This is a genomic window from Mangrovimonas cancribranchiae, from assembly GCF_037126245.1.
GTDB classification, from domain to species: domain Bacteria; phylum Bacteroidota; class Bacteroidia; order Flavobacteriales; family Flavobacteriaceae; genus Mangrovimonas; species Mangrovimonas cancribranchiae.
Map to the genome: position 1 here is coordinate 1,829,378 of NZ_CP136925.1, position 14,744 is coordinate 1,844,121.

Annotated in this window: 14 protein-coding genes and 1 tRNA gene; 8 read left to right on the top strand and 7 right to left on the bottom strand. The window is 31.9% G+C overall.

All coding sequences use genetic code 11. The features are described from left to right. Positions 1–277: 277 nt before the first annotated feature. Entirely contained in the window at positions 278–2,506 is a 2,229-nt protein-coding gene (locus R3L15_RS08185) for a TonB-dependent receptor plug domain-containing protein (protein ID WP_338731051.1), read from the bottom strand. Between the two features lie 141 nt (positions 2,507–2,647). Between R3L15_RS08185 and R3L15_RS08190 the strand changes: the two genes are divergently transcribed. Next, the gene (locus R3L15_RS08190) at positions 2,648–3,829 is read left to right on the top strand and encodes an LETM1-related biofilm-associated protein (RefSeq protein ID WP_338731052.1); all 1,182 of its coding nucleotides are present in this window, start codon (positions 2,648–2,650) and stop codon (positions 3,827–3,829) included. 3 nt (positions 3,830–3,832) lie between these two features. Here the strand turns inward: R3L15_RS08190 and R3L15_RS08195 are convergent, their stop codons facing one another. The 5 genes from R3L15_RS08195 to R3L15_RS08215 form a co-directional block, all read right to left on the bottom strand. Then, on the bottom strand, positions 3,833–4,588 hold the full coding sequence (locus R3L15_RS08195; protein ID WP_338731053.1) for a LytTR family DNA-binding domain-containing protein: 756 nt from the start codon (positions 4,586–4,588) through the stop codon (positions 3,833–3,835). A 44-nt stretch (positions 4,589–4,632) separates the two neighbouring features. Continuing rightward, complete coding sequence (locus R3L15_RS08200) at positions 4,633–4,950, bottom strand: 2TM domain-containing protein (protein WP_338731055.1); 318 nt, start codon at positions 4,948–4,950, stop codon at positions 4,633–4,635. 2 nt (positions 4,951–4,952) lie between these two features. Continuing rightward, complete coding sequence (locus tag R3L15_RS08205) at positions 4,953–6,287, bottom strand: 2TM domain-containing protein (protein ID WP_338731056.1); 1,335 nt, start codon at positions 6,285–6,287, stop codon at positions 4,953–4,955. Positions 6,288–6,494: 207 nt separating this feature from the next. After that, the gene (locus tag R3L15_RS08210) at positions 6,495–6,923 is read right to left on the bottom strand and encodes a peptidylprolyl isomerase (RefSeq protein WP_338731057.1); all 429 of its coding nucleotides are present in this window, start codon (positions 6,921–6,923) and stop codon (positions 6,495–6,497) included. Between the two features lie 147 nt (positions 6,924–7,070). Continuing rightward, positions 7,071–7,145 (bottom strand) — tRNA-Pro (locus tag R3L15_RS08215). 103 nt (positions 7,146–7,248) lie between these two features. Between R3L15_RS08215 and R3L15_RS08220 the strand changes: the two genes are divergently transcribed. Genes R3L15_RS08220 through scpA form a run of 7 tightly spaced genes read left to right on the top strand, consistent with a single transcriptional unit; the run spans position 7,249 to position 13,478 of the window. After that, a complete protein-coding gene (locus R3L15_RS08220) occupies positions 7,249–7,662 on the top strand; it encodes a cytochrome c (RefSeq protein WP_338731058.1) in 414 nt (137 codons plus the stop codon). A 48-nt stretch (positions 7,663–7,710) separates the two neighbouring features. Then, on the top strand, positions 7,711–8,319 hold the full coding sequence (udk, locus tag R3L15_RS08225) for a uridine kinase (RefSeq protein ID WP_338731060.1): 609 nt from the start codon (positions 7,711–7,713) through the stop codon (positions 8,317–8,319). Position 8,320: 1 nt separating this feature from the next. Beyond that, positions 8,321–8,647 (top strand): septum formation initiator family protein, encoded by a 327-nt coding sequence (locus tag R3L15_RS08230; protein ID WP_338731061.1) that lies wholly within the window; start codon positions 8,321–8,323, stop codon positions 8,645–8,647. After that, entirely contained in the window at positions 8,640–10,010 is a 1,371-nt protein-coding gene (locus R3L15_RS08235) for a methylmalonyl-CoA mutase subunit beta (protein ID WP_338731062.1), read from the top strand. The genes R3L15_RS08230 and R3L15_RS08235 overlap by 8 nt, the downstream gene beginning before the upstream one ends. A 29-nt stretch (positions 10,011–10,039) precedes the next feature. Further along, positions 10,040–10,717, top strand: a complete 678-nt coding sequence (locus tag R3L15_RS08240; RefSeq protein WP_338731063.1) for a hypothetical protein — start codon at positions 10,040–10,042, stop codon at positions 10,715–10,717. Positions 10,718–10,725: 8 nt separating this feature from the next. Beyond that, positions 10,726–11,358, top strand: a complete 633-nt coding sequence (locus tag R3L15_RS08245) for a hypothetical protein (RefSeq protein WP_338731064.1) — start codon at positions 10,726–10,728, stop codon at positions 11,356–11,358. After that, positions 11,358–13,478, top strand: coding sequence for a methylmalonyl-CoA mutase (scpA, locus tag R3L15_RS08250; protein WP_338731066.1), 2,121 nt, complete (start codon positions 11,358–11,360; stop codon positions 13,476–13,478). The genes R3L15_RS08245 and scpA overlap by 1 nt, the downstream gene beginning before the upstream one ends. Here the strand turns inward: scpA and R3L15_RS08255 are convergent. Further along, a complete protein-coding gene (locus tag R3L15_RS08255; protein ID WP_338731067.1) occupies positions 13,475–14,710 on the bottom strand; it encodes a M48 family metallopeptidase in 1,236 nt (411 codons plus the stop codon). The genes scpA and R3L15_RS08255 overlap by 4 nt on opposite strands. Positions 14,711–14,744: the final 34 nt, after the last annotated feature.

Below are 14,744 nucleotides of genomic sequence, written 5' to 3' on the forward strand. Positions count from 1 at the left end.
CCCAAATACCTCTCCTTACTTATTTTAGTGACTTTATAAATAAAGTGGTGTCTTAACACAATAAATCCCAAATAAAAAACGATGCCGTTAACGCTTATAAATCTTATAGCTATCATTCAAATAGTTTCACTTTGCATATTGGTGTTTTTAAATTTAAAAATGTGGCGGAGATATATAAAAGCTAAAAAGGTTTATCTAAAAAATAAAAACAATTAAAAAGGCTTACTAATAACTAGTAAGCCTTTTCTTTTTATAAGCCAAATTGTGTACTGCCTTGTTAAAATTTATAACTTATGTAACCTTTAGCAAAAAAAGGTGTTCCTGGTGTAAAATGAATTTCTTCAACAGGGTTTATTTCATTTTGAAGTCTTGACTCTGTAGCAAATTGTGTTTCGTTCCAATCAACATCAAATAGGTTTTCTATATTAACTCCAAAGGTTAGTTTTTTCAATGTATAAGAGACATTTATATCGGTAACAAAATAGCCTTCGGCTACAATAGAGTTATTTTCATTTGCTGGTCTATCATCAATATACCTATAACGTACTCCAGCATTAAATCCTTTTAAATTATTTATAGCTAATCCACCTGTTAAAGTAAAGTCTGGAGCTAATGGTATGTAATCTTCTCCATCTGGTGCTTCTGTACTTCGTGCATGCGTAAGTGTAGCATCGGTATCAAAGTATAACCAATCTGTAAATTGATAACGCAACCCGACATCTAATCCATAACGTTGCGACTCACCACTAGGTTCTACAATTCCAGCATCACCTACGTAAACAAATTCTTGTTCTGAAAGTAAATACCAAACGGCGGTGTTAAAGAACATTTTAGGAAATGGTTTCCAAATAGAGCCAACATCTACACCATAAGCTCTAGGTAATATGTCTTCTTCTTGCTGAAGAACTACACGAGTATCATTAGAGTGAAACCCAATGCCTGATTTTACAAACCATTGTAAATTATCCGATTGATTATAAAACACATTTAACTTAGGGCTTAAAGCTACCTTATAATTACTTAGCGTTTTGTAATTTGTTGCTAAAGCATCGTTATACATAAACTTAAAGTAATCTAACCGAAGTCCTGGCACTACTTTAAAATCGCCCATTAAAAATTCTGAATTTAAGTAGGCAAATATATTAGTTAGGTTAACATCGCCTAACTGTAAATACGTTAAAGTTTCTTTTCTATTTAATGTATGTGATAATTCTACATCGTTAACAATATCATGTCGTAAACCCGCTCCAACACTAAAATTTGCTGTAACTTCTCCAAATTTATGATACTTTTCAATCTCGGTATTAAATCCTAAAATATGTCGGTCTTCCTTTTGCTTGATTTGATCTCCATTTACAGGATCTTCTAAAAAGAAAGTGAAATTAGAATACAACTCAAAATCGTAATGAGAATAGTAAGCGTTTGAAGTCATTTTTATATCATCGTCTAGAAACTTAAAGTACGACACATTAACATTAGATCTTGAGGTATTTCCACCTTCGGTATCATCTATGGCACCAAATCTTGAAATTAAGCCACTATCAACTGCTCGTTGTGGAATTTGCCCAGAAGCATCCCATCTGCTGGTAAAGTGCGATGCTGATAATGACAATTTACCGCCATTGTTTAATAAGGTATTATATTTCCCAAAAACATTTAATCTATTAAAGTTTTGAGGCGAATTGTAAGGACCATCAGTAGCAATATACTCCATGGCTAAGTAAGCATTTTGCGTTTTGTTATTTCTATCTAATAGATTAAACATTCCTAACGTTCTTAATGAATTAAATTGCCCGTAAGAAAATGTAATATTATTATCGTTAAGTCTATCTTTTGTTTGAAACCCAACATAAGCCGCAGTAGCAAAATCGCCTTTATTAGCATAATAAGGTCCTTTTCCAAATTCTATATTTTTTATAGTTTCAGGAATAAGAAAATGTAAATCGCTATAGCCTTGACCATGAGCATGAGACACCATGTTTACAGGCATTCCATCTACAGTTAAGGCAACATCGGTACCATGATCAATATCAAAACCACGTAAAAACATCTGTTCTGCTTTTCCGCCTCCAGCATGCTGCCCTATAATCATTCCTGGAACTTTTCTTAAAATCTCTTGAGAGGAATTTACTGGGTTTGTTTCTAAGTCTAATTTAACTATCGAGTTTATGGCATTTATCTTATTGGTTAACACCAACTCATCTAGTAAAAAAGCTTTACTTTTTAAACCAACAACCATGCCTTCTTTAAAGTAAAATGGTTTAACAATAATGGTTGTTTTTTCATAACCTAACAACCCAATTGTAACAGAATCGTTTGCCTTGGTATTATTTAAAATAAAAGCTCCTTTTTCATTACTATGCGCATGACTTTTTGATGTTATATTATAAATATATGCACCATGCAACGGTTGATTATCTAGATTAGTTATTGTTCCTTGAATAGTTTGTGAAAAACCTGTCTTTACAATTATAATTAAAAGTAAAACTGTTATTAGTTTTTGCATATTGGTTGGTTAAAAATTAAGACCTACTAAAATAGTATTAGACTATAATTTTCCACACGACTTTAACATTGCTTTAACTTTACATATATGATATAACGTGAAAAATTAATTTACCTATATTTACATTTTATTAAAACATTTATGAATCCTTCGGCAAACGGTTGGGTAAAAAAACTTTTAAAGCTTGAAAATGAAACCTCGGTATGGATTAATACTGACTTAGAAAGGTTTTATTATAAGTTAAGAGACGTTGGTTTTATTTACGGTAGTAACATAAAAACTATAAAAAATGGTTTAAGTGAAGAGAAACTTACCGAAGAAGAAATTTGTAAAATTAATTTTCTTCTTGCCTTAAAGTTTTGCTATAACGATGTCTTAAATAACGATGATAACGGTTTTGTAGAGAGTGTTATCGATTTTTACACACAAATAAATGCGCACAAACCATCTATTTTTTCTGAGTTTTTAGGCGAACGAAAAACAACATCGCTTTTAGAGACTATTATTCATAAACGTATTCAAATAGATGATAATATTATCGAGCGTAGCTTTAATTATTTTATCACAAACGCCTTACTTTTTATTGATGTTTTAGCTTATCAAAGATTTTTACAACACGATTTTATTTCTGAAGACTATATAAAACATCTTGAATTAGCTATAGAAACAACCGTTATAGAAGTTTTAAATATTAAAGAACAGAAAACTAAATACGACGAAAGTTTAATTGAACTTGTAGAGCAATCGTTACGTTATAATATAGACAAAAAAGTAGAACTTCAAGACGCCTTATCGCTTGTAAACATTAAGCTTGAAAAATATTACATCGTGGATATTGCTTGTATGGCTACTTGGAGTGATTTAAATATTGATAAAAATGAAGAAAGCATTTTACAAGACATTGGTCAACTTTTGGAATTAGATCATGCTATTATTACCAATTCCATAAATAATATTAAACTATTTTACAGTTCGCATAAAGAGAAAATTGCGCTTTTAAGCTCTAAAAACATTGTAAAAACCTTTTACTCTAATTCTAGTAAAATGGTGAGTAAGCTTATTTCTAGAAACAGTAAACGGTTACAAAAAGAATTAAGAGAAAGTCAGGAATTAGTTAAGTTATTAAGCCAATCTACCGTTAGAGAATTAAGCGACGACGAACAAAAAAAAGTACAAGACCAATTATTAGATATTTTTAAATCTATTCCTAGTTTAGCCATTTTTATGTTACCAGGTGGTGCATTACTATTACCGTTAGTTATTAAGTTTATCCCTAAGTTATTGCCATCATCGTTTGATGATAACAGAATTGAAGAAGACTAATTTTTACGCCAACCAACTTTTAAAATCTTTTACACGTTCTCTAGCCACAATAATATCCTGCTCGTTATAATTATTTAGTTTTATTTGAAGTCGAGAATTGGTATAACTCACCATATCGCTTATAGCATGAACATTTACATAAAATGTACGGTTAACACGATAAAACTGATTTGGTTCTAGCTGAGATTCTAACTCTTCCAACGTATCGTCTATTAAATAATTTCTACCGTCAACAGTGTGTAAATAAGTCCCTTTATTTTGACTAAAAACACACTCTATATCATTTACATTTATAAGTTTTAAATGTTGTCCTACTTTTACCGAAAACCTTTTTTTGTACTCCCGTTCTATAGGATTCACTAAAAGCTTTTTTATGTCTTCAAAATCTAAAGAAATAGGAGATTTATAATCAAAATTAGATTGAAATTTGGTAATGGCTTGTTCTAATTCTTCTTCATCTATAGGCTTTAATAAGTAATCTATACTATTCAACTTAAAAGCTTGCAAAGCATACTCATCGTAAGCTGTTGTAAAAATAATTGATGACTTTATATCAACAGTTTCAAAAATTTCAAAAGATAATCCATCACTTAACTGAATATCTAAAAAAATAAGTTCTGGGTGTGCATTGTTTTGAAACCAATTTATAGCCTCTTCAACCGAGTGCAACATGGTTTCAACCTCTAAAACTTGTTTTTCCAACATACGCTGCAAGCGTCTTGCCGATGGCTTCTCGTCTTCAATAATGATTACTTTCATGGTCTGTTAATTGAATTCATTTTTTAATATAACACTCAAAACAACTATTCCCAACGGTTATGGTGTTTTTCCTGTTCCATAAACTGCTTTATTTTGCGTTCTTCCCAGTCTTTTCCCATTATAAATTTTGGCATAAATACTGTTAATCCATGAGCTAAGAGTCCTATTCCCCAAAAAAACATAGTGCTAAAATTACTCCATTGAAAAAACGACTCGCCAGGATTTACATAAATAACGTTAATTATCAAGAGTAAAGCATTAATAACTATGTAAACTACTAAATGAGAGTAAAAGCCTTTTAACTTTTTTACACGTCTTCTAGCATTATCTATACGTTGTTGTTCATTAAAATTCGATTCCATAATTATTGCCATTTTGAGTTGCTCTCCTTTTCTTTATCAAGAATTTCTTGAATTTTTCGTTCTTCCCAGGTTTTCCCATATCCAAATACCCCAAAAGCATGAAATATTAATCCTATTCCCCAACCTATTGCGGGAAACCAAAACCATTGAAACTCCCAATAGGTTTTATAGTTAATAAACATTAAAAAAGGGATAACGCAACAGTAGGATATTAAGTTGCCATAAAATCCTTTTATTTCCTCTACACGTTTTTTGGCTCTGTAGTAAGCGTCTTCTTGTTTTGTTGATTGTGTTTCCATGATTAAAATTTGTTTTGTGAGCATAGGTATTGCCACAGCAAAACTGTCTGCTCTTTGATTGATGATAACTTTTCTATTGGTTAGTAAATCATAGCGTTGTTTAATATTACTTAAACCAACTCCGCTACTCTTTTTTACTATTTGTTTTGGCTGAAGATTGTTTTCTACTATTAAATTACCGTTGTCTTCATAAATATGAATTTTAAGTGGTTTTTTTTCGGTAACCATATTATGCTTTACAGCATTTTCTAGCAATAGTTGTAAGGATAATGGTACCACTTTACTTTCAGGGTTATTTGCCTGTTCTGGAATATTAAAAACAATACTATCTTCAAATCGCATTTTTAATAAAGACATGTATATTTTGGCAAATTTCAACTCTTCATCAACAGCCACTAAATCTTTATTTTTTTGCTCTAAAACATACCTGTAAACCTTAGATAATCCTGTAGTAAATTTTTGGGCGCTTTCGGGGTTTTCTTCAATTAAACTGGTAAGAACATTTAAGCTATTAAACAAAAAGTGCGGGTCTAATTGATTTTTTAAAGCATCAAACTTAGCGCTTGCCGTTCCGGCTATAACCTTTTGCTCCTTAATTCTATTTTGCTGATACTCATTATAAAAATAAATTAAATGAAATACCATAACAATGGTTAATGTAATCCATAAACCAAAGGTATAATTGCTAAAACTTTCGTTCGAAATAAACTCTTTAAACGTATTTCCATTATAATAAATAGCGGTTGATGCTCTTAAAATAAACAAGCCTATTAAAGTTATAATAACCGATCCTACAACACCAATAACAATTCGTTTAATACTACTATTGGGAGGCCATCTTATCTGATTTAGAAACTGAAAATAGAACATATTACTGTAACCTAATAAAAAGGCATAAGCTTGATAAAAAATGAAATTAATTAAAAAATCATTTACCGAATTAAAATGAAATCCATTTCTAGAAAGCGAGTTACCAATTACAAAAACAATCGTTCCTATAATAAATACAATAATGATATTTTTTAAATGTTTTTTCATGCGTCGCGGTTATAGAAACCTAAATTTAACAACTATTTTAATTGATGTAATAAAACTGTTCGTTTTTTATTGATGGTACAAATGTTTTAAAGTTTTAAGTAATTTAAAAAACCTATTTCCCGAACTGTAAAAATTATGGGACGAACTGTATAAAAACAAAAAAGCCTGGAAAATTCCAGGCTTTTAAAATCTTATTTAGGAGAATATTTATTTAATCTCGATTAACTCTAATTCAAAAGTTAAATCTTGTCCTGCTAATGGGTGGTTCCCATCAACAATAATATTATCTTCATTAACCTCAGCAATTCTAAATTGGTATTCTCTACCGTCTTCTGCTCTCGATGTTAATCCCATCCCTACTTGTGGCTCAATATCGTCAGGTAATTGTTCCTTTTTAACTTCATGAAACAATTCTTTATTCACTTCGCCATAAGCTTCTTCTTTAGGAATGTTAACCGTTTTCTTTTCGTTAACTTTCATATCAACAATGGCTTTTTCAAAACCAGGAATTAACATACCTTGTCCTAAGGTTGCCTCTAAAGGTTCTCTTTCAAGAGAACTATCAAAAACTTGCCCGTTACTTAATTTTCCTGTGTAGTGAACTTTTACCGTGTCGTTTTCTTTTACTTGACTCATAAATTATTATGTCTATTTTAATTTTGTGCGAAACTAATATTTATATATTGAATACCAATAAATTAAACCTATTAATCCTAATTAATTAAGAAAAACTTAACGCTAAGGCATAAAAAAAGGTCAAACCTAGTAAGTTTGACCTTTTTGTCGGGGTGGCAGGATTCGAACCTGCGACCTCCGCGTCCCAAACGCGGCGCGATAACCGGGCTACGCTACACCCCGAAAATTTCAGACTGCAAATATATAGCTTTTCTTTAATTAGAAAACTATTTTATTTATATTTTTAGTCAAAAAATTTAATTAGCAACCCGATTTATTAAATCTAATGAAAAAGATTTCTATTCTTTTTAGTTTTATTTTTTTAACAATTGCTTGTAAAAATAATTCTTCTAAAGAAAATAAACAAACCTTTAAAACAAGCTTTAAAAGTGGTAAAACAGTATACAACAACTATTGCATTGCTTGCCACATGGCAAATGGCGAAGGTGTTCCTAAAGCATTTCCTCCACTTGCCAAATCCGATTATCTCATGACAGATATTTCTAGAGCTATTAAAATAGTAAAATACGGACAGCAAGGAGAAATTACAGTAAACGGAAAAGTATACAATGGTAGTATGACACCATTAGGATTAAGCAATAAAGAAATTGCCGATGTTTTAAACTATATAACAAACTCTTGGGGCAATACTAATAATAACTTAATTACAGTAAATGAAGTTTCAAGCATTGAACGATAAAATTACCCTTGAAATAATTAAATTTGCAATAAATGTAAATAACTCTCTATGCTAATCATAGGTATCGCAGGTGGAACTGGATGCGGGAAAACAACCGTAGTAAATCAAATTTTAGATCAACTTCCAGAAGGACAAGTGGGTATACTTTCTCAAGATTCTTACTATAAAGACACGTCTCATTTAAATTACGACGAACGTGTTAAAATAAACTTTGATCATCCTAGATCTATAGATTTTGAGTTATTAGAAGAACACTTAAAAGAGCTAAAAAAAGGCAATAATATTAAACAACCAGTATATTCTTTTGTAAAACACAATAGAACAGGCGATAGCATTATAACAAAACCAAGAAAAGTTATGATTGTTGAAGGTATTTTAATTCTAACCAATCCCGAATTAAGAAATATGTTCGACATTAAAATATTTGTACACGCCGATAGCGACGAGCGTTTAATAAGAAGACTAAAACGAGACATAGCTGAACGTGGCAGAGATATAAACGAGGTACTTTCTCGTTATCAAAACACGTTAAAACCCATGCATCAACAGTTTATCGAGCCTATGAAAGAATATGCCGATATTATTATACCAAACAATAAATATAATACTGTTGCTATAGATATTGTAAAAACCATTATTAACGAACGTTTAGTTTAATATGGCAAAAAACAAAAAAAAATATCTTAAACCTTTTAAAAACATTTTCCTTATCATTCTTATCGGGTTTGGGGTATGGATGATTTTTTTAGATGCTAATTCTTGGCTCATTCATCGCGAATTAAATTCAGACATAGAACAACTAGAAGAAGAAAAAGAATATTACCAAAAAGAAATTATTAAAGATAGAAAAGCTATCAAAGAGTTAAAAACAGAAAATGGTATAGAAAAATTAGCTCGAGAAAAGTACTACATGAAAAAAGAAAATGAAGAGATCTTCATTATAGAGTATGAAGATAGCATAGCAAAAACAGAAAACCATGAGTAAACCGTTATTTACTGATTTTCAATATGTTTCATCAAAGGAGTGGAAACAAAAAATACAAGTTGATTTAAAAGGCGCCGATTATAACGATACCTTAATTTGGCAAAGTCCAGAAGGCATAGATGTTAAACCATTTTATCATGCCGATGAATTTTCTTCGCTCCCAGAAACATCAACAACAAAGGCTACCACATGGAATGTTTTGGAAACGTTTTATGTGTCAAACCCAGAAAGTATAAACAAAAAAGCTTTAGAAGCACTTACAAAAGGAACCGAAGCTTTACATTTTGTAATTCCCCATAAAGATATTGCTGTAGAAATTTTACTAAAAAACATCTCTAAAAACACCCCTTTGTATTTTAGCCTCGATTTTTTAGACGCAGACTACGTAAAGCAACTTGTTACACAAACCCCTAATAAAGACATCACCTTTATTAATAGTGATATTATAAACAACCTTGCAAAATCTGGAAATTGGTTTAACAACCTTAATGACGACTACACCGTTTTTAAAAATAGTGTAAAAAATAGCGGTTGCTTGAGTGTCGATTTATCGCTTTATCAAAATGCAGGAGCAAACATAACACAGCAATTAGCTTACAGTCTAGCACATTTAAATGAATATTTTAATTATTTAAATGATGACATTTCAACTTCAGAAAAGGAAACCTTACGCGTTATTTTTCAAGTATCGGTTGGTACAAATTACTTTTTCGAGATTGCCAAATTAAGAGCGTTACGAGATTTACATGCTTCGCTAGCTAGTGAGTACGGATTTAACGAAAATTGTCACATAGTTGCCTTTCCTACAAAGCGCAACAAAACCATTTACGATTATAACACCAACATGTTGCGTACCACTACAGAGTGTATGAGTGCTATTTTAGGTGGCGCAAACGCTGTTAACAATACGCCTTACGACGCTATTTACCATAAAACAAATCCATTTGGTGAGCGTGTGTCTAGAAATCAATTATTAGTATTAAAGCACGAAAGTTATTTCGATAAAGTTGATAATCCTACCGATGGCGCCTATTATATAGAAACCATTAGCGATCAACTAGCTGAAAAAGCTTTAGAGGTTTTTAAAAGCATTGAGTCTTCTGGTGGTTTTTTAAAACAATTGAAAGAAGGCATTATTCAACGAAAAATTAAGGAATCAGCATCTAAAGAAGAGGAAGCTTTTGAAAAAGGTGATAACATTCTATTAGGCACAAATAAACATCCTAACCCAGAAGATAAAATGAAAAATGAGTTAGAACTCAATCCTTTTGTAGAAACAAACCCTAGAAAAACCTTAATAGAACCTATTATTGAAAGACGACTTGCTGAAAAATTAGATAAAAACCGATTAGAAAACGAATAATTAAACATTTTTAAAACACCATTTTATTTATGAAATCTTTACTTAAAATTACATTATGCATAGTATTACTTAATGTTTTAAGTTGTAAAAATGAACCAAGTATAACTTTGGAATATAAGTATTCAGATAAAGAAAATCCCTTAAAATGTGACGGTTTAGACACCAAAATTTATAACGAAGCCCTATTATCTTTTGAAGAAGACATTATAAATTTTTACGATAAAGAGAATAAAAACCTAACCAGAGCTTACTCAATGTTTTTTAGAAACGCTTCAACAAACCGCATTAAGTTTCAGGACGTTGCATCGCTACATAGTGTAAATATTTTAAAAACTCTGAAAAACGAAAAAGGCTTATGGAAAGAAGGCCATACACTTAATTTTAATCATAAACTATTTAAATGTCTAGGAGACAACTTTAAAGACAAAGACCTTCAAACAACCTTCAACGCATTAATTAGCGCTAACAGTCTAACTCCTGAACTTTTTGGCGCTCCACTAAGATATAAAGTTTCATCTGTTAGCCGGGATAGATATTTAGCTGCTTTTTTTGCTTTAGAATATTATTATTCATACCTATCACAAGTAGATCCATCCAAAATAGATGGAACCAAAACACATAATAATTCTTCTGATGAAGCCGCTCGCTTAAAGGAGCTTAAAAAAACCCAAAAAAGTGTCGATCCACACGCTGGTCATAATCATTAAAACCCTACATGACAAAAAGAATTATCTACATATTACTTTGTTCTATTTGTTGCTTTTCTTGTGTTCAACTGGCAAGTGAAGTTAAAAGCTGGGTTGAGTTAAACGAAAACGACGATATTTTTGGCAAATATCATCATTTAAGTGAAGAAGGTATTAAACTCTTTTTACCAGAAGTTTTCAAAAAATACTCATTGGTTGCTTATCAAGAAGAATTAGATTCTCTTTTAGATGAAAAAGCATATAAACATGAACTCCATAGATTAAACGTATTGAAATCTATGGATGGTAATTTCTATATTTTTTTTGACGAGGATACAAAATCAACCTATACCTTAAACACTCTTCCTTATACACCGCTCTACAAAAGAGATGCTCAATTTATTTTAGGCATGATAAGGAAACGACACGAAGCAGAAACCAAAAACATGAATGCTTCTTTTGAAAAAGTAACCGCCAAATATAATAGTAGTAATGGTGTGCAACTTTTTAAAGTTATATATAAAATTAACTATAAAGATCATCCTGTTGATATCTATAGTACATCCTATATTATATCATCAAACAAAAAAACAGTGATGATAAATCTAACAACACCTTTCGATGTGTATTTCGACCCTTTTATTCAAAAAACGATTTTATAATGTCTAGAAAGAACCTCCAACATATTACATTAAAAAAGGCTACTTCCAATAGTAATAATACTCAAGAGCAATTTACCACTGCAGAAGGAATAAGTTTAAAGCCTTTTTACTCTAAAAACGACATAAAAAATGTAGAACACCTCAACTTTGTTGCAGGAATCTCTCCTAATTTACGGGGTCCTTATAGCACTATGTATGTTAGAAGACCATGGACAATTAGGCAATATGCTGGGTTTTCTACTGCCGAAGAAAGTAATGCATTTTACAGAAGAAATCTTGCTGCTGGACAAAAAGGATTATCTGTAGCCTTCGATTTAGCAACACATCGTGGTTACGATAGCGACCACGAACGTGTAGTTGGCGATGTTGGAAAAGCTGGTGTAGCCATAGATTCGGTTGAAGATATGAAAGTACTTTTCAATCAAATTCCGTTAGATAAAATGTCGGTTTCAATGACCATGAACGGTGCTGTTTTACCTATCATGGCATTCTATATTGTAGCAGCCGAGGAACAAGGTGTAAAACCAGAACAATTAGCAGGAACCATACAAAATGATATTTTAAAGGAGTTTATGGTTAGAAATACTTACATCTATCCACCAACTCCTTCCATGAAAATTATTTCAGATATTTTTGAGTTTACCAGTAAAAACATGCCCCGATTTAACAGTATTAGTATTTCGGGTTACCACATGCAAGAAGCTGGAGCCACTTGCGATATAGAATTAGCATACACACTTGCAGATGGATTAGAATATATTAAAACAGGACTTAAAGCAGGAATGGATATCGATTCGTTTGCTCCTCGCCTATCCTTTTTCTGGGCTATTGGTATGAATCACTTTATGGAAATTGCCAAAATGAGAGCTGGTAGAATGCTTTGGGCAAAACTAGTTAAGCAGTTTAATCCTAAAAATCCTAAATCTTTAGCGTTAAGAACACATTGCCAAACTAGTGGTTGGAGTTTAACGGAACAAGATCCATTTAACAATGTAGCTAGAACATGTATCGAAGCTGCTGCTGCTGCTTTTGGTGGCACACAAAGTTTACATACTAATGCTTTGGACGAAGCCATTGCCTTACCAACCGATTTTTCGGCAAGAATAGCCAGAAATACTCAAATTTATCTCCAAGAAGAAACACAAATTACCAAAACTGTCGATCCCTGGGCTGGAAGCTATTATGTTGAAAAACTAACACACGATATCGCTCAAAAAGCATGGAAACTAATAGAGGAGGTTGAAGAATTAGGAGGTATGACAAAAGCTATTGAAGCAGGTATCCCTAAACTAAGAATAGAAGAAGCTGCTGCTAGAAAGCAAGCTCGTATAGACTCTGGAAAAGATGTTATTGTTGGTGTAAATAAATTCCGCTTAGTAGAAGAAGACCCACTTCAAATACTAGAAGTAGATAATCAAACCGTAAGACGCCAACAAATTGAACGTTTAGATAAATTAAAAGCTGACAGAGATACTGAAAAAGTAAATTCTTCACTACAAAAATTAACCGAAGCAGCTAAAACTGGTCAAGAAAATTTATTAGCTTTAGCTGTAAATGCAGCAAGAAATAGAGCTACATTAGGAGAAATAAGTAGTGCTCTAGAGACCGTTTTTGGTCGCTACAAAGCGCAAATTAAATCATTTTCAGGTGTGTACAGTAAAGAAGTAAAAGACGACGATTCCTTTAAAAAGGCTAAAGCATTGGCCGACAAATTCGCAGAACAAGATGGTAGAAGACCACGAATTATGATTGCAAAAATGGGACAAGATGGTCACGACCGTGGAGCCAAAGTTGTAGCCACTGGTTATGCCGATGTTGGTTTTGATGTCGATATTGGCCCTTTATTTCAAACACCTCAAGAAGCAGCTAAACAAGCTGTAGAAAATGATGTTCATATTTTAGGTGTTTCATCATTAGCTGCTGGGCATAAAACCCTAGTCCCTCAAGTTATTGAAGAGTTAAAAAAGTATGGTCGCGAGGACATTATGGTTATTGTTGGTGGTGTAATTCCTAAACAGGACTATCAATATTTATTTGATGCTGGTGCAGTAGCTGTTTTTGGTCCTGGCACAAAAATTAGTGATGCGGCAATTAAAATTTTGGAAATTTTAATTGATTAACTGCTTTTTAAGTTTTTAAAACGCTGCAATAATGTGGGGTGTGAATAATGCACAAACACATAAGCTGGATGAGGCGTTAAATTGCTTAAACTATTCTTGTTAAGTTTTTTTAGCGCAGTTATTAAAGGTTCAGATTTGTAGGTTTGCTTGGCATAATTATCAGCTTGGTATTCAAATTTTCGTGAAAACCAATTCATGACCAATCCTGTAATTTCAGAGATAGGTGCGTACAGCATTCCAAAAGCAATTAACCCGACGTGAAAACTTGGTTGCTCTACACCTATGGCTTGCGATAATAATGGGTTTGATATAAAAATGGATAACACATAAAGCATTATCCCTGTCAATAGGATTGAGGTTATTAAATTAAACATAATATGCCTTTTCTTGTAATGCCCAACCTCATGTGCTAAGACAGCAACAATTTCCTCATCATTTAAATCATTAATTAAAGTATCATAAAGTGTGACACGCTTTTCGTGTCCAAAACCAGAAAAATAAGCATTGGCTTTTGAACTTCTTTTGGAACCATCAATAACAAAAATCTTGTCCAATTGAAATCCAACCGATTCTGCATACTTAGAAATTTTGTTTCGTAAATCACCTGCTTCTAAAGGTGTCTGTTTGTTGAATAATGGCACGATTAATCGCGAATAAAACATATTCATAAACACCGTAAAAACGGTAATGAGTCCCCAAGCATATAACCAAAAATGAGCTTTTGTAAGTTGAAAAAACCAGATAATCAAAGCTAAAATGCCGCCACCTAAAATAGCCATCATTAGCAATCCTTTAAGCTTATCGATTACAAAGGTTTTAAAAGAGGTTTTATTAAAACCAAAGCGTTCTTCAATCACAAAAGTCTTGTAATACGAAAATGGCGTTGTCAAGATATCGCTACCCAACATAATAACACCAAAAAAGATGAGGGCAACTACAATAGCATTATCACTAAAACTCCTCGCAATATTATCGACAAACTCAAAACCATCAAACACTAAAAACAACACCATTAACAGCAATGAAAATGTTGACGTAATGATTCCAAACTTATAATTAACACGTTTGTATACTTGCGATTTTTTGTATTCGGTTTCATCAAAAACATCTTGAAGTTGTTCAGGAATAGCATCGTTAAAATGCTTAGCGTTTAAAGCATCTAAGATTTTATCCTTTATGAAGTTGACAATGATAATGCCGATAATGATGTAGAATAGGGTTTGAGCTGTCATTTCTTTAATTAATGATTAGTAATGAATAATTATC